This window comes from Pantoea sp. X-Soil-TKNS-1280 (assembly GCF_059730475.1).
Genome location: NZ_AP035962.1, coordinates 3,540,234 through 3,555,406, shown reverse-complemented (window position 1 = coordinate 3,555,406; position 15,173 = coordinate 3,540,234). Strand labels below are relative to the sequence as shown.

The 15,173-nt window shown below is 55.9% G+C and carries 14 protein-coding genes; 5 read left to right on the top strand and 9 right to left on the bottom strand.

Annotated elements, in window-relative coordinates; translation table 11 throughout:
- Window positions 1-5 precede the first annotated feature (5 nt).
- Window positions 6-989 (bottom strand): acrylyl-CoA reductase (NADPH), encoded by a 984-nt coding sequence (gene acuI, locus AC6I8X_RS16410; RefSeq protein WP_299459867.1) that lies wholly within the window; start codon window positions 987-989, stop codon window positions 6-8.
- A 245-nt stretch (window positions 990-1,234) separates the two neighbouring features.
- Here acuI and AC6I8X_RS16405 point away from each other — a divergent pair, with 245 nt between their 5' ends.
- A complete protein-coding gene (locus tag AC6I8X_RS16405) occupies window positions 1,235-2,116 on the top strand; it encodes an Rpn family recombination-promoting nuclease/putative transposase (RefSeq protein WP_497840122.1) in 882 nt (293 codons plus the stop codon).
- 146 nt (window positions 2,117-2,262) lie between these two features.
- On the opposite strand, the gene AC6I8X_RS16400 is transcribed toward AC6I8X_RS16405, so the two are convergent.
- Genes AC6I8X_RS16400 through AC6I8X_RS16380 form a run of 5 tightly spaced genes read right to left on the bottom strand, consistent with a single transcriptional unit; the run spans window position 2,263 to window position 6,702 of the window.
- Window positions 2,263-3,573, bottom strand: a complete 1,311-nt coding sequence (locus AC6I8X_RS16400; protein WP_497840121.1) for an NAD(P)/FAD-dependent oxidoreductase — start codon at window positions 3,571-3,573, stop codon at window positions 2,263-2,265.
- 17 nt (window positions 3,574-3,590) lie between these two features.
- Window positions 3,591-4,340 (bottom strand): amino acid ABC transporter ATP-binding protein, encoded by a 750-nt coding sequence (locus AC6I8X_RS16395; protein WP_497840120.1) that lies wholly within the window; start codon window positions 4,338-4,340, stop codon window positions 3,591-3,593.
- A complete protein-coding gene (locus AC6I8X_RS16390) occupies window positions 4,337-5,146 on the bottom strand; it encodes an amino acid ABC transporter permease (RefSeq protein WP_313685189.1) in 810 nt (269 codons plus the stop codon). The genes AC6I8X_RS16395 and AC6I8X_RS16390 overlap by 4 nt, the downstream gene beginning before the upstream one ends.
- Before the next feature lie 3 nt (window positions 5,147-5,149).
- A complete protein-coding gene (locus AC6I8X_RS16385) occupies window positions 5,150-5,860 on the bottom strand; it encodes an amino acid ABC transporter permease (protein ID WP_084876612.1) in 711 nt (236 codons plus the stop codon).
- A gap of 17 nt (window positions 5,861-5,877) precedes the next feature.
- The gene (locus tag AC6I8X_RS16380) at window positions 5,878-6,702 is read right to left on the bottom strand and encodes a transporter substrate-binding domain-containing protein (protein ID WP_084876611.1); all 825 of its coding nucleotides are present in this window, start codon (window positions 6,700-6,702) and stop codon (window positions 5,878-5,880) included.
- 190 nt (window positions 6,703-6,892) lie between these two features.
- On the opposite strand from AC6I8X_RS16380, the gene AC6I8X_RS16375 reads away from it, so the two are divergent.
- The 4 genes from AC6I8X_RS16375 to AC6I8X_RS16360 all read left to right on the top strand — a co-directional run bounded on the left by AC6I8X_RS16375 (window position 6,893) and on the right by AC6I8X_RS16360 (window position 12,510).
- Window positions 6,893-7,693 (top strand): IclR family transcriptional regulator, encoded by an 801-nt coding sequence (locus tag AC6I8X_RS16375; protein WP_497840119.1) that lies wholly within the window; start codon window positions 6,893-6,895, stop codon window positions 7,691-7,693.
- Between the two features lie 108 nt (window positions 7,694-7,801).
- Window positions 7,802-8,506, top strand: coding sequence for an SDR family NAD(P)-dependent oxidoreductase (locus AC6I8X_RS16370; protein WP_299459889.1), 705 nt, complete (start codon window positions 7,802-7,804; stop codon window positions 8,504-8,506).
- A 29-nt stretch (window positions 8,507-8,535) separates the two neighbouring features.
- Window positions 8,536-9,864 (top strand): NAD(P)/FAD-dependent oxidoreductase, encoded by a 1,329-nt coding sequence (locus tag AC6I8X_RS16365; RefSeq protein ID WP_497840118.1) that lies wholly within the window; start codon window positions 8,536-8,538, stop codon window positions 9,862-9,864.
- A 498-nt stretch (window positions 9,865-10,362) separates the two neighbouring features.
- On the top strand, window positions 10,363-12,510 hold the full coding sequence (locus tag AC6I8X_RS16360) for an ornithine decarboxylase (protein ID WP_313685199.1): 2,148 nt from the start codon (window positions 10,363-10,365) through the stop codon (window positions 12,508-12,510).
- Window positions 12,511-12,626: 116 nt separating this feature from the next.
- Here the strand turns inward: AC6I8X_RS16360 and mltC are convergent, their stop codons facing one another.
- From mltC to mutY, 3 genes are read right to left on the bottom strand one after another with little or no spacing between them, the layout of a single operon-like run.
- A complete protein-coding gene (gene mltC, locus AC6I8X_RS16355; RefSeq protein ID WP_084876607.1) occupies window positions 12,627-13,706 on the bottom strand; it encodes a membrane-bound lytic murein transglycosylase MltC in 1,080 nt (359 codons plus the stop codon).
- Between the two features lie 51 nt (window positions 13,707-13,757).
- On the bottom strand, window positions 13,758-14,030 hold the full coding sequence (locus tag AC6I8X_RS16350) for an oxidative damage protection protein (RefSeq protein WP_299459904.1): 273 nt from the start codon (window positions 14,028-14,030) through the stop codon (window positions 13,758-13,760).
- Window positions 14,030-15,115: an A/G-specific adenine glycosylase gene (gene mutY, locus AC6I8X_RS16345; protein ID WP_497840117.1), complete on the bottom strand. Its 1,086-nt coding sequence runs from the start codon at window positions 15,113-15,115 to the stop codon at window positions 14,030-14,032. The genes AC6I8X_RS16350 and mutY overlap by 1 nt, the downstream gene beginning before the upstream one ends.
- Window positions 15,116-15,173 lie beyond the last annotated feature (58 nt).

Genomic DNA, 15,173 nt, shown 5'->3' with positions numbered 1-15,173 from the left:
AGATGCTAGCGGCAATCCACAATTAAACGACCGCGAACTTTCCCAGCCAGCAGCTGTTCCGCACCTTCACGCGCTTCACTGAGCGGGATCACGCGGGTCAGTTTCTCCAGCTGATTCGCTTCCACCAGTTCAGCCAGGCGCTGCCATGCCTGCTGACGCAGCGGCAGCGAGCACATCACGCTATCCACACCCGCGAGAATAACGCCGCGTAAAATAAAGGGAGCGACGCTGGCAGGCAGATCCAGCCCCTGCGCCATGCCACAGGCGGCGACCACGCCATCCCGTTTCATGCCAGCTAATACGTTGCTTAAGGTATGGCTGCCAACGCTATCAATGGCGGCGGCCCAGCGTTCTTTTGCCAGCGGTTTACCGGGTTGGCTCAGCTCGTTGCGATCGATCACTGAGGCAGCGCCAAGGGTATTGATCAGATAGTCGCTGTCGCTGGAGCGGCCGCTGGAGGCTACAACTTCATAGCCGAGACGCGCCAGCAGGCTGACACTAAAGCTGCCGACGCCACCGCTGGCACCGGTCACCAGCACCGGACCGTGCTGCGGCGTGATGCCCTGTTTTTCCAGCGCCATCACGCACAGCATGGCGGTGAAGCCCGCGGTACCAATAGCCATAGTTTGTAGCGGACTCAGCGCCGCAGGCACTTTCACCAGCCAGTCACCGGAAACGCTGGCTTTCTGCGCCAGACCTCCCCAGTATTTCTCGCCCACGCCCCAGCCGGTCAGCAGCGCCACATCATCCTGCTGCCATTGCGGATGACGACTGCTGATCACGCGACCAACAAAATCAATACCGGGCACCATCGGGAACTGACGCACAATCGGGCCTTTGTTGCAGATGGCGAGTGCGTCTTTGTAATTAAGGGTGGAGTAGCTAACTGCGAGGGTGACATCCTGATCGGGTAGTTGTTTTTCTTCCAGATCTTTCAGGGATGTACGATATCCCTGTTCGTCATTATCAATGACCAGTGCCTTGAACATGCAGCCTCCGGCTGGTTGAGGAAAGTGAACCATGGTACTCCCCAAATCAGGAGGCTTCCAGTGAGCCAAATCAAGTGCACGTCATTCGTTGTTCCGGTCCGAAACACCGCTGTCATTCCTGAATATTTCCTGAAGGCGATCTGAATCCCTTAAATCTCTGTGAGAATCTTACCCATTTTATTTCAGTATGTTATGGGCGATGTTAATGTCCAGGCACTTTTATCGTACTGGCAGGTGTTGCGTTTATGAGTGTCATTCCGGCCCCGCATGATGCACTGTTCAAAAGGTTTCTTAGCCACCCGCCGATTGCCAGGCAGTTCCTCGAAATTCACCTGCCGCCAGCTATACGTCAGCACTGCGATCTGGACACTCTGCAACTGGTTACCACCACCTTTATTGAACGGGACCTACGTGCGTTATATTCCGATGTACTGCTGTCGATGAAGACCGACTGTGGTGAAGGGTATATTTACGCCTTGATTGAGCATCAAAGCTCTCCTGATAAAAATATGACCCTACGCATGATGCGTTATGCCATTGCCGCCATGCAACGCCACCTTGATGAGGGGCATGCTGAATTGCCGATTGTCGTACCCATGTTGTTCTATCAGGGAAAAACCAGCCCCTATCCCTACTCAATGAATTGGCTGGCGTCATTCCGCGACCCGGATCTGGCTGAGCAGATTTTTTGCCATCCTTTCCCGCTGATTGATGTCACCGTTATCCCTGATGAAGAGATCATGACGCATCGCGCGGTGGCACGACTGGAAATGGCGCATAAGATCATACGTCTGCGTGACATGTTGGAGAATATCGACCCGATGGCAACGTTGCTGTCAGTGGATTACAATGATGATCTCTCTATCGACGTGATCTTCTATCTGATGCAGTATGGAGATACGGATAATCGGGAAAAACTCGTTGAGATATTGATGCAGACCAAACCTCAACTAAAGGAGCAGATTATGACTGTGGAACAACAGTGGCGGCAGCAAGGACGGCAGGAAGGGCGGCAGGAACTGGCACAGGAAATGGCACGCCGCATGCTGGCCAAACAGCTGGATCTGGAAACTATTATCGAAGTGACTGGCCTTAGTGAAGGTGAGTTACAACAGCTGGGAGCCTGAATTTTGCTTCCGGCTGTAGCGGCGCAATTTATTGCGCGCTTTTTGTCCGGGCATGGAGAGAACAGCGCGATAAATCGCGCCGCTACGCGCCCATACCGTTAGCACCCGGGGCTTGATGTTCAAGACCGCAGCCACGGGATGTTTCCTCAATCCCGCGCTTTATCCACCGCATCGCGGAAACGATACCAGCCGGTCACCAGCGGTAAAAACCACGGTTTGCCGCCATACAGCGGGATGGGTTTAAAGGTATTGCGCTCAAACGAGAGCGGGCGCGCCTCGGTGCCGAGCAACTTCTGCGCTGCGCGATAACCAAGCCAGCTCATCAGCGCGACACCGTTGCCGTTGCAGCCGACAGCAAAACGCGCATTATCCATCTCCCCGGCATAGGCAGTTTTATCCCATGTCATGCCGACATAGCCGCTCCACGCGTGGCTGATTCGATACGGGGCCAGCTCCGGCCAGATCGCCAGCATCCGCTGACGAATACGGATCGCCGCAGTTTTGTCATCACAATCCATAATGCCAGGGCGCGATCCAAATAACAGACGCGTGCCATCCGGGGACGGGCGGGTATAGATCAGATCGCGGCGGCTGTCGGTGATCATTCGGCCTCCGGGGATCAGCTTCGCCATCAGTTCCGGCGGCAGCGGTTCGGTGGCGATCTGGTAGCTTTTCACCGGGACAATGCGTTTTGCCAGCGCAGGCGATGCCTGGGCATCGGTGTACCCGTTGGTGAGGAAAATCACCTGACGCGCGCGCAGCGTGCCGCGTTCGGTATATACCACCTTGCTGCCACCTTCGTTTTCCACCCCGGTGACACGCGCATGGGAGAACAGCTGAGCACCAAATTTTCGTGCCAGCTCGCGTAACGCGCGGTTGTATTTACCCGGATGCACGCCGCCATATTCATCCACCAGGATGCCGCCGTGATAAAAATCGGAGCCAATGATCGGTGCCTGGGTGGCGCGATCAATCTTATGCACCGTAACGCCAGTGACGCGGTGCAGGATATCGCCCATCTGATATAAACCAGCCAGCTGCTTCTGGGTATGCGCGCCAAAATAGCGCCCGCCGATAAACAGATCGGCGTCCAGTTGCTCCTCACGGACCAGATCCTGAATAAAGGCAAAGGAGGCGATGGAGTCGGCGATCATGCGCTGGAACAATTCCGGCGCGATGCCTTTAATGGCACCGCCTACCACCAGTTTCTGCCCGCTGCTGATCATGCCGCCGGTGCGGGTGCTGCCGCCGCTGCCCAGCTCGTTCGCCTCCAGCACCACCACTTTTTTGCCGTGGCGTGCCAGCTCAATCGCGGCGTTAAGTCCGGCAAAACCGGAACCCACAATCACCACCTCGGTTTCAGCCGGTAACGGATCGCGACAGGTTTCCGGCGGTGCGGCGTCCCACCAGTAGGGGGTCGTTTTGAAATCTTCAGTAAAAATTGCCTGATCAGACATGATGTCTCTCAACTCCGTTACAACACCTGGCCGAGGAACTCGCGCGTGCGCGCATCCTGCGGATCGTCAAAGAGCTGCGCCGGGGGCGCCATCTCCACAATTTTGCCTTTATCGGTAAAGCACACCCGGTGCGACACCTCACGCGCGAAGCGCATCTCATGCGTCACCAGCAGGCAGGTCAGGCCGTCATCCACCAGCTCGCGAATGGTGTTCAGCACTTCCTTCACCGTTTCCGGATCCAGCGCGGCAGTGACTTCATCAAACAGGATGATTTCCGGCTGCATCGCCAGTGCACGGGCAATAGCGACGCGCTGCTGCTGGCCGCCAGAAAGCTCTCCGGGATAGCGCCCCTCTTTCCCCTCCAGCCGGACCTTTTTCAGCAGGCGCAACGCCCGCTCGTGTACTGCGTCGCGTTCATGTTTCAGCACCTGCATCGGGGCCATCATCACGTTATCGAGCACTGTACGATGCGGAAACAGGTTGTACTGCTGAAATACCATCGCCACCTGATGGCGCAACGGACGCATCGCTTTTTCGCTCTCGATCTCATGAACACGGTGATGTCCAACGCGGATAAAGCCATCGTCGATCGGCAGCAGGCCGTTGATACAACGCAGAATGGTGGATTTGCCCGAACCGGATGGCCCGATAATGCACACCGCTTCGCCTTTGGTTACGTCCAGCGAAATGCCTTTCAGCACCTCGGTGTTACCGAAGGATTTGTGAATATTGTCCAGCTCGATCAGGGACGGAGTGCGATCGATCATATGGCATCCCCTTTGGTGTGGAATTCCAGCCGACGCGCCAGCAAGGCAATCGGATAGCAATAACAGAAGAACATCAGCAGTACGGTGACGTAGAAATACACCAGCGAGCCTTCGCTTTCGGTTGCCAGCGTGGTGCGCAGCAATGTCACTACCTCCTGTACCCCGGTCACGGTAGCCAGTGCGGTGGAGATGGCCAGCAGTGCGTACAGGTTCATCCAGCCGGGAATGATGCGGCGCAGCGCCTGCGGCAGAATCACGATGCGATAGATTTGCCACGGGCTGTAACCGAGTGAGCGGGCGGATTCCCACTGGCCGCTGTGCACCGAGTTCACTGCACCACGGATCACCTCGGCAAAGTTAGCCGCAGTGGGCAGGCTCAGGCCGACAATCGCCTTAAACAGCGGTGACAACGTGAACTGGAAACCCAGCAACTCCACGCGATATGGCAGCAGATACAGCATGGAAAACAGCAGCACCAGCCAGGGGGCGTTGCGCAGAAAGTTCATCACCGCGCGCGCCGGGATACTGAGCCAGCGGCGTTTTGCCAGCATCAACAGGCCCAGAAACAACCCGAGCACCGTGGCAATCGCCATGCTGGCGATACTAATAAAGATGTTAAGAATGAAGCCACCGTTCAGCGGCCAGCCGTGCATCGAACCGGTGAGCAGCAGGGGCAGCCTTTCCCACACCTGGTGCCACTCGCCACCGCGATCGGTGACCATGCTGAACAACAGCAGCAGCAGACCAATAAACAGAAAGGCGTGGCGCGTTTGTTTTTTGCGTTTCAGATAGAGAATGTCGCTCATCACTCAGGCTCCATAACCAGGATAGGCCAGCGCGCGCTGCACCCAGCCAATCAGCCACACCACTGCGCTCACCAGCACCACGTAGATCACCAGGATCAGCAGCATCACTTCCAGTGTGCGGAAGGTGTCGTTGTAGATCTGCCCGGCGGCGTACATCAGTTCCGGGACGGTGATCACCGAAGCCTGCGAGGTGGTTTTGAACAAATTGGTCAGCACGTTGGTCAGCGGCGGCAGACAGATGCGTGCAGCAATCGGCATCTGTACATGGCGGAACAATCCCCAACGCGTGTAGCCCAGTGAGCGCGCCGCTTCCAGCGTCGCTTTCGGCACCGCATCGAAGCCGGAACGAAAGGCTTCGATGCACAGCGCGCCACCAAACAGGCTGAGCGATACGGTGGCCGACATAAAGGCGCTGATCAGCGGTACCTGCAAACCGGTCACCGGGTCTTCGCTGGTAAAGCCAATCTGCGTCAGCGTGAAGTAGAAGAACAACATTTGCAGCAGCGGCGGCGTGTTGCGAAACAGCTCGACGAACAGCTCGATACTGGCATCCAGCCACGCGAGTCGGAACGTCAGGCCAAAAGCGCCCAGCAGGCCGATAAGAATGGCGAACAGCGAAGAGAGCGCCGCCAGTTCCAGCGTTTGCAGCACGCCCTGCAACAGCCATTGCTGATACGTCGGGTCGAGCAGCCAGGAGAAATCGAGTCCGAACATGTTACGCTCCTGACGGCTTACTTAGCCGCAGCGCGCGCTGCTTCAGCACGTTTGGCGATGTACGGCGAGGCGGGCATATCGAATTCTTTTTCCCAGCCAATCAGCTTGTTTTCGCCTTCGGCTTTGACGATGGCCTTATCCACCGCCGCCCGGAAAGCGTCATCCCCTTTGCGCAGGCCACCGGCCATCGGCAGGTATTCATACGGCTTCACCGCAATTTTGTAATCGCTCCAGCCGGGTTCTTTCAGCTTGTTTTGCAGTGACATGTCATCAAACACCATCGCCACGCAACGGTTATCCTGCAACGCACGGTAGGCTTCCGGCAGAGCAGTGAAGTTCACCAGTTGCAGGCCATAGTTCTGCGTCACGGTTTTGTTGAAGTAGGAACCCTGAATCCCGCAAATTTTCTGGCCTTTCAGCTGTTCCCACTGGGTAAATTTCACTTCTTTGCGCGCCAGGATCGACGGGCCAGCAGCGGAAACATATTCATCGGTAAAGTCGATCTGTTTGGCACGATCCGGCGTTACTCCAAGGGTGGCCATGATCATGTCGATCTGCCCAGAATTGAGGAATTGCATACGGTTGGAGGCGTTTACTGGCACCAGCTTGATCTTATCCGGCGAACCGAGCAGTTCATTGGCGATGTAACGCGCCAGGCTGATCTCAAAGCCGACGGTGTTGCCGTTGTTATCCATGTAGCCATAAGGCGGATAGTCGTTCTTCACCCCGACTGTTAATACGCCGCGAGCTTTGATGTCGGACAGCGTGTCCGCGTGGGTGATAACAGGGGCGGCCAACAGCAACATCGAAGCAGCCAGAATACGCATGCGATGGTTTTTCATAGATATTTCCTCTGTCGGGGTGAATCTGCAGGTGTTGTAAATTTTGTTATGTGAGCGACTTTTTTTGTTGAAACGCGCTGCTCACTTGTCAACCGAATATGAAATCTGCTAGAAAATTAGTCAACAAAAAACCATATACTGAAATCTTATGATTTAAAGTTTCATAATGTGGAACTTTAACGGTGAGGCGATGAACGAAAATTCGGGGAAAAATGGCGTCCAGTTACTCGATCGTGCCGTGATGTTGCTCGATCTGGTGTCAGATGCGGGAAGTGAAGGGGCAACGCTGAAAGCGCTGTGTGAACTGTCTGGCCTGAACAAAGTCACCTGCCATCGCATTCTCAATTCGCTGGTGGAGCATCAGCTGCTGCAAAAGGTGCAGAGCGACAAATGTTACCGGTTGGGCACCAAGCTGCTGGTGTTTGGTGCCAAAGCGGCACGCGGGCCGGGTCTGCGTCGCCAGTTCCAGCCTGCGCTGGAGCGGTTACGCCAGCAGACTGGCGAGACGGCGATGTTGATGGCGCGCGATCGGGATGACTCGGTGTGTATTGACCGCTACGACAGCGAATACCAGATGCAGACGCTGACCGGTTCGGTCGGTGGTGCCGTACCGCTGGGCCTCGGGCCGGGCAGCCTGGCGATCCTGGCGTTTCTGGAAGAGGATCAGCAGCAGGCGATTCTGGCGCGCAATCGGGCACGGCTCGACAGTTGGCCGCAGCTGACGGCGGAAAATCTGCAACTGAAACTGGATCAGACAAGACTGCAGGGCTTTGCCATCGATCCGGGAGAGCTCATTCCGGGGATCGCCGGGATCGCCGTTCCGATCGAGGTTTCTGGTGCGGGGGTGGTGGGATCGCTTGGGTTGACTTTCCTCTCACCACGGCTGAATCCCGAGGTGCAGCAACATTATGTCGCGCTGCTGCAAGAGGAAGTGGCAGCGATTGCGCCCTTAATTAGCCCGCTGGATACGCGGTTACGGGCTTCGTTGTAAAAAACGCGCGATAAATCGCGCCGCTACAGTGGGGGCGCTTAATGATGCATATCTTCGTAGCGGCGCGATTTATCGCGCAATAACAATACATTTCACCGGGGGAGAACCATGAGCAAATCAACACGAAAGGTTGCGTTAATCAGTGGGGCCAGTCGCGGTATTGGGGCGGCGATTGCTGCCAATCTGCTGGCGAACGGCTGGGCGGTGAGTCTCGGCTGTCGTTCGCCGGAAGATGTCATCCTTAGCGATAGCGACAATCAGCTGGTGTGCCGTTTCGATGCTTTCGATGCTGCTACCGAAGAAGCGTGGGTCGCGGCGACTATCGAAAAATTTGGCCGCATTGATGCGGTAGTGCACAACGCTGGCATGATGCTGCCGCTGTCGATCCTGGAAGCCACTGACGACGAGTTCGATCGTACCTTTGACGTCAACGTCAAATCACCAATGCGTCTCAGCCGTCTGACCTGGCCGCATTTGCAGGCCAGCGGTGCCGGGCGCATCGTGATGCTGGTGTCACTCTCCGGCAAGCGCGTTAAAGCCGAGCGTTCCAGCCTGTACGCCATGAGCAAGTATGCCGCACTGGCGCTGGCGCACGGCTTACGCAAAATCGGTGATGCCGATGGCATTCGCTGCACCGCCATTTGCCCCGGATTTGTCGCCACCGATATGGGGACCGCGTTGACGGAAGTCCCGGCTGAGAAAATGACCCAGCCGGAAGATCTCGCGCACCTGATCCGCACGGTGCTGGAATTACCCACCACCACCAGCATCGCCGAAATTCCGGTGAACTGGACGGTGGAAGATAACTATTGATGCCCTTTTACCTGACGAGGAAATAAACCATGGGCCCCAGCGTTGATGCAGTTCCCTCTTCGGCGCAGTTTCCGACCAGCGCCGATGTGGTGGTGATTGGTGGTGGGATTATCGGCGTGGCGACCGCCTTGTCGCTGGTGCAGCGCGGGGTACGTACCGTGCTGCTGGAGAAAGGCACGGTGGCGGCAGAGCAGTCGAGCCGCAACTGGGGCTGGTGCCGTCGTACCGGGCGTGATCTGCGTGAGCTGCCACTGATTAATCTCAGTATGCAGCTGTGGGAAGGGATGAATACGCGCCTTAACCGCGAAACGGGTTTTCGTCGCAATGGCATCGTTTATGCCTCCAGAACTGAACAACAGCGTGAACGTCATCAACGCTGGGTGAACGAAGCCCGGCACTATGGGATTGAAAGCGAAATGCTGACGCCGCAACAGCTGAGTCAGCATCTGCCGCAGCTCCAGGGCAGCTATCCCGGTGGGTTATATACCGCGCTGGACGGGCGTGCCGAACCACAGAAAGCGGCACCCGCGATGGTGGCGGCGGCAATGGAGCAGGGGCTGAATCTCCAGCAGCATTGCGCGGTGCGCACCATCGAACGTACCAATGGTCGCGTCAGTGAAGTGGTGACTGAGCATGGTGCGATCCGTTGTCAGCAGGTGGTAGTGGCAGGCGGGGCCTGGTCGCGCCTGTTGTTGCAGGGGATGGGGGTGACGCTGCCGCAGCTGAAAGTACTGTCAACCGTGCTGCGAACTCGTCCGGTTGAGTTCGATCCCGGCGTCTGTGCCAGTTTTGGCAGCGTGGCGCTACGTAAGCGGCTGGACGGCGGGCTGACCGTCGCCAGTTCAGCCACCAACACCGCCGATATCACGCTGGATTCACTGCGTTTCAGCCCGCGCTTTATGCCCGCATTTTGGGTGGAGCGTAAGTCGCTCCAGCTGCGTCTGGGCAAACGCTTTGTCGATGAAGCGCTGCGCTGGAAGCCCGGTCAGGCGGATAAACGATCGATTTATGAGGTATTGCGCGTGCTCGATCCTCTGATCGACCCAGCGATTGTGCAGCGTATGCGTCATAGTCTGGCAGAACTGATGCCGCCGTTGCGCGATCTACCGGTGGCGCAGTGCTGGGGGGGATTGATCGACACCATGCCTGATGCAATTCCGGTGATCTCCGGCATTGATCAGGTGGCTGGGTTGTATCTGGCGACCGGTTTTTCCGGCCACGGTTTTGGTATTGCCCCCGGTGCCGGTCAGTTGATGGCCGATCTGGTGCTGAACAGCACGCCATCAGTGGATGCGCAGCCGTTCCGCTTCAGCCGCTTTAGCGATGGTGAAAAGATCCGCGCCCAGCACTGGCTGTAACGCTTTGTTATTAATATCCGCACCTTGCATAATTTTGCATAAGGTGCGGATATTTAAGCGTTTTTGGTTTGGGCATCTGATAAAATATTTTTATTATCAATGTGTTATATCTATGCTTTCATGCGTAGATATTGCGGCTGGCGGGTTGTTCCGGCAAAAAAAAGATGACATTATTGCGCCAGTTTATCCATTCCCTTTAACACTGAGGACGCCGCCATGCCCGGTACAATGCAGATTTGCACTTGTTCCCGTTCGCTTCGCCGAAAGCGTTCCTCCGTCATCTGTTGTTCGCATTTCTCGCTCACCATGCGGTGAGGCCAGCTTAACGCTCGCTGTTGGACATGAGTAAAGACAGACGCTTTCTGGCTTTACTGATGTCTATCGGTTGCGGCTGTAATCCACCTTTGCACCCATCCGTCTGACGTTATTCGCCGGGGAATCTTCCTCATTGCTGTGCCACTGGCACCCACTCATCCTTGACCTCTGGGGATTTGTGTTATGACACCACTGAAAATTGCTGCCAGCGCTGCTGTAGCGCCAAACCTGAGCCTGAACACCATGCGCGACGTGGTGACGCTGGACAATACTGACTTTACCGATGTGGCGGCTGTTGTCGTCTCTTTGGCGGATACGCGGAGTGGCGTGCTGGCGCTGTTGCGCCATACCGGCTTCAATCTGCCGGTGTTTGTTGCTAACGCCTTTGATGAAGAGGTGCTGCAACTGCCGGGCGTGACCGGCGAAATCAACGGCGCGCCGGAAGAGTGGGAGCGGCTGGAAGAAGCTGCGCAGGAATATGAATCCAAACTGCTGCCGCCGTTCTTTGACACCCTGATGCGCTACGTTGATATGCAGAACAGCACCTTTGCCTGCCCGGGCCATCAGGGCGGTGCGTTCTTTAAAAAGCATCCGGCGGGTCGGCAGTTCTATGAATTCTATGGCGAAAACGTCTTCCGCTCCGATATGTGCAACGCGGACGTTAAGCTGGGCGATTTGCTGATCCACGAAGGTTCCGCCAAACACGCGCAGAAGTACGCGGCGAAAGTGTTCAACGCGGATAAAACCTATTTCGTGCTGAACGGCACCTCCAGCGCTAACAAAGTGGTGACCAACGCACTGCTGACGCGTGGCGACCTGGTACTGTTTGACCGCAACAACCATAAATCCAACCATCATGGTGCGCTGATTCAGGCTGGTGCGACGCCGGTTTATCTGGAAGCGGCACGTAACCCGTTTGGTTTTATTGGCGGCATTGATGCTCACTGCTTTGACGAAGCGTATTTGCGTGAGCGCGTGAAGAAAGTGGCACCGCAGCGGGCGAAAGATCAGCGCCCGTTCCGTCTGGCGATTATCCAACTCGGCACCTACGACGGTACGGTGTACAACGCGCGTCAGGTGGTGGATCGCATTGGCCATCTGTGTGATTACATCCTGTTTGACTCAGCGTGGCTGGGCTACGAGCAATTTATCCCGCTAATGGAGGGCTGCTCACCGCTGACGCTGGATTTGAACGAAAATGATCCTGGTATCTTTGTCACCCAGTCGGTGCATAAGCAGCTGGCTGGCTTCTCGCAGACATCGCAGATTCACAAGAAAGATAATCATATTCGTGGTCAGAAGCGTTTTTGTCCGCATAAGCGCCTGAATAACGCCTTTATGCTGCATGCTTCCACCAGCCCGTTCTATCCATTGTTTGCCGCGCTGGATATCAATGCGCGCATGCATCAGGGCGAGGCGGGTCGTAGCATGTGGCACGAGTGCGTCACGCTGGGTATTGATGCACGTAAAGCGATTCTGGAACGCTGTGAGATGATTCTGCCATTCCTGCCGGAACAGGTGCATGGTCAACCGTGGCAGGCAGCAGAAACCGAGACGATCGCCGCCGATCCTGCTTACTTCAGCTTCGAACCTGGGGCGAAATGGCACGGTTTTGCCGGTTATGCCAGTGAGCAGTATCTGGTTGACCCTTGCAAACTGCTGCTCACTACGCCAGGCATTGATGCTGCCAGCGGGGAGTACACCGAGTTCGGCATTCCGGCCACCATTCTGGCCAATTACCTGCGCGAAAACGGTATCGTGCCGGAAAAATGTGACCTCAATTCAATTCTGTTCCTGCTGACCCCGGCGGAAAGCGCTGAGAAGATGGCGCACCTGGTGGCGATGCTGGAGCAGTTTGAACAGCATGTGAAGGAAGACGCGCTGCTGGCGGAGGTGCTGCCGAGTGTGTATCGCAAAAATATGGCGCGTTATCAGGGATATACCCTGCGTCGTTTGTGCCAGGAAATGCATGATTTGTACGTCAGCTATGATGTGAAAGATTTGCAGAAGGCGATGTTCCGCGAAGCCTGCTTCCCGCAGGTGGTGGTCAATCCGCAGGATGCGCATCAGGCATATATTCGTGGTGATGTGGAGCTGGTGGCGATTGCACAGGCAGAAGGGCGTATCGCTGCTGAAGGCGCATTGCCTTATCCTCCGGGCGTGCTGTGTGTGGTGCCTGGCGAGGTGTGGGGCGGCGCGGTACAGCGTTATTTCCTCGCGCTGGAAGAGGGCATTAATCTGCTGCCAGGTTTTTCACCAGAACTACAGGGCGTTTATACCGAAGAAGATGACAGCGGGCGTAAACACCTGGTCGCGAATATGATGGTATAAAGCCAGAAGCGGCCTGATGGCCGCTTCTGTCGTTCTGTGTAGCGGCGCGATTTATCGCGCGGATTTTTCTGGCATGGTGCCCGGAATTGCGCGATAAATCGCGCCGCTACAGTGCGTTAATACCGGTGATAACTGCGCTGGGCGTTGTTCACCTTGTACAGATATCGGCGTGATTCTGCGGAAGGATGGTCGTTAGTCAGTGTCTGATATACCTGGCTCGGCGACATGCTGTTAATGGTGGCAAACGCGCGATCTTTATCACTGGAGAACACGCGCAGCACGCTACCAGCACCGCCGTTATAAGCGGTAATCACCGCATAACGTCGTGATACCGGGTCCTGAATCCCGCCCAGATAGGTGTTCTGCAACAGCGACAAATAGGCCGTACCCGCATCGATGTTGTTTTCTGGATCCAGCAGATAGCTCCGGCTCGGCTGGCCCCATTTCCCTTTCATACGATAGACATCGACCCCCGCCGTATGCTGAACCACCTGCATCAGCCCCAGCGCATCCGAGTTACTGACCGCATAGGGGTTGAAGCTCGATTCAATCTGCATAATCGCCAGAATCAGCGAGGCATCAACGCCATACTGTTCGGCGGCTTTACGCACCATCGGCAGGTATTTATGCGCACGCTTGTCGAGGTGGTTCGGCACCATCGGAATGGTCACCGACCAGATAACATGCAGGCCCGACGTACGTTTCTGCAGCTTGTTCTGAATCAGGTAGTCAGCAAAGTTAGCGGCACGGCCCTGCCAGCGAATCGGTTGTCCGGTATTGTCCAGCACCTGGCCATAAAGCAGCGGTTCTTTACTGATCTGAATATCGTTGGCATCTGAATAGAGGTCGACATTACCCGGATCCTCGCCAATCAGCAGCGTGGTGATGATCGCCTGACGCAGGCTCGCCATCGGATCGGTGCCGGAAATGGTTTCAATGGTGATGCTACCGCTATCAAAGTTGATGTGGCTGCGGGTGTAATAATTATCGCTATATTTGACGTAATCTTTCGGTCCGGCGATCAGAACCTCATTGATTCCCCAGATATTTTCGATGTTGTGGGCGAACTGCCCCATCAGGATGTCGAAACCGTTGGTGTCCTTGACCCACTCTTCGTGATATTGCCCTTGTTTGTGTCCGGCGCAGGAAACCAACAGCGGTGCGATTGCCAGCATGGCGATCAATTTTTTATTCATTGTTAATGCGAGCCTGACCTGAAAAGGGCCTCAAGGTGAGGCCCTGAAAGTTTATTTTTCCGGCGGTGTGTAACCTTCAATGTGCACATCTTTGCCTTCAAACAGGAAATTCACCATCTCCTGTTCCAGCACTTTGCGATCGCCCGGGTTCATCATGTTGAGCTTTTTCTCGTTGATCAGCATGGTTTGCTTTGACATCCATTGCTGCCAGGCTTCTTTCGAGATCTCGTTGTAGATGCGCTTACCCAGCTCGCCAGGATAAAGCTGAAAGTCCTGACCTTCAGCGTCGCGTTGCAGATAAGTACAAAAAATGGTGCGGCTCATTACTCTTCCTCTTCGGTCACTCGCGTATGCAGTGCCAGTTGCTGGGGGTGTCGCAGTTCATGCAACAGGCGCTCGACCGGCGCAGCCAGACCCACTGACGGTGGTTGCGCTAAGTTATACCAGAGACCGCCGGCTTCATCCATCAGCGACCCGGACGAAGGCCATGCCAGCCACATAGGCACAATATCCAGATGGAAATGGCTGAAGGTGTGACGAAACGCGGTGAGCTGTTGCGGTCGGGCGTGGATGCCACGCTCTGCCAGCCAGTCGAGCATCGCCTGCTCAGTGGTGAATTGCGGGAAACAGAACAGGCCGCCCCACAGGCCCACCGGTGGGCGCTGTTCCAGCCAGACGTCGTCACCATGTTGCATCATCAGGAACCAGCCACTGCGTTCTGGCAGCGTTTGTTTCGGTTTTTTACCGGGATAGCTGGCCCAGCTGTTGTTGGCATAAGCGACGCAACCGCTATTTAGCGGGCAGATTTCACATTTGGGACGCGAGCGGGTACAGACTAACGCGCCAAGATCCATCATTGCCTGATTAAACTGGCTGACGCCCTGCGCAGGCGTAACCTCTTCGCTCAGTTGCCACAGACGCTTCTCGACATCTTTTTTACCCGGCCAGCCCGCAACGGCGTAACAGCGTGCCAGCACGCGTTTTACGTTGCCATCGAGGATTGGGAAATGCTGGCCGAGCGATAAAGACAGGATGGCTCCTGCGGTTGAACGCCCGACGCCAGGCAGCGCCGCCACATCATCAAAATTACGCGGAAATTCGCCACCATGTTTATCCACCACTTGTTTTGCCGCTTTATGCAGATTGCGCGCGCGTGCATAGTAGCCAAGGCCGGTCCACAGGTGCAGCACCTCATCAAGCGGTGCGGCCGCCAAATCGGTTACGGTGGGAAAACGCGCCATAAAGCGTTCAAAATAAGGAATAACGGTGGCAACCTGAGTCTGCTGAAGCATCACTTCAGAGAGCCAGACTTTATAGGGCGTTTTCTCCTGCTGCCAGGGCAGGGTTTTGCGGCCAAAGCGCTGATACCAATCCAGCACCTGTTGCGCGAATTGCGGCGCTTGCATCATAAGAAGGCAATTTTCCATGGTTACTCTACAATCAGGCAGGAATTCCAGCACAGAGAGA

Excerpts from the sequence above, each read along its gene's own strand:
- acuI (WP_299459867.1), bottom strand. The coding sequence starts at position 989 with ATGTTCAAGGCACTGGTCATTGATAATGACGAACAGGGATATCGTACA.
- AC6I8X_RS16405 (WP_497840122.1), top strand. The coding sequence starts at position 1,235 with ATGAGTGTCATTCCGGCCCCGCATGATGCACTGTTCAAAAGGTTTCTT.
- AC6I8X_RS16400 (WP_497840121.1), bottom strand. The coding sequence starts at position 3,573 with ATGTCTGATCAGGCAATTTTTACTGAAGATTTCAAAACGACCCCCTAC.
- AC6I8X_RS16395 (WP_497840120.1), bottom strand. The coding sequence starts at position 4,340 with ATGATCGATCGCACTCCGTCCCTGATCGAGCTGGACAATATTCACAAA.
- AC6I8X_RS16390 (WP_313685189.1), bottom strand. The coding sequence starts at position 5,146 with ATGAGCGACATTCTCTATCTGAAACGCAAAAAACAAACGCGCCACGCC.
- AC6I8X_RS16385 (WP_084876612.1), bottom strand. The coding sequence starts at position 5,860 with ATGTTCGGACTCGATTTCTCCTGGCTGCTCGACCCGACGTATCAGCAA.
- AC6I8X_RS16380 (WP_084876611.1), bottom strand. The coding sequence starts at position 6,702 with ATGAAAAACCATCGCATGCGTATTCTGGCTGCTTCGATGTTGCTGTTG.
- AC6I8X_RS16375 (WP_497840119.1), top strand. The coding sequence starts at position 6,893 with ATGAACGAAAATTCGGGGAAAAATGGCGTCCAGTTACTCGATCGTGCC.
- AC6I8X_RS16370 (WP_299459889.1), top strand. The coding sequence starts at position 7,802 with ATGAGCAAATCAACACGAAAGGTTGCGTTAATCAGTGGGGCCAGTCGC.
- AC6I8X_RS16365 (WP_497840118.1), top strand. The coding sequence starts at position 8,536 with ATGGGCCCCAGCGTTGATGCAGTTCCCTCTTCGGCGCAGTTTCCGACC.
- AC6I8X_RS16360 (WP_313685199.1), top strand. The coding sequence starts at position 10,363 with ATGACACCACTGAAAATTGCTGCCAGCGCTGCTGTAGCGCCAAACCTG.
- mltC (WP_084876607.1), bottom strand. The coding sequence starts at position 13,706 with ATGAATAAAAAATTGATCGCCATGCTGGCAATCGCACCGCTGTTGGTT.
- AC6I8X_RS16350 (WP_299459904.1), bottom strand. The coding sequence starts at position 14,030 with ATGAGCCGCACCATTTTTTGTACTTATCTGCAACGCGACGCTGAAGGT.
- mutY (WP_497840117.1), bottom strand. The coding sequence starts at position 15,115 with ATGATGCAAGCGCCGCAATTCGCGCAACAGGTGCTGGATTGGTATCAG.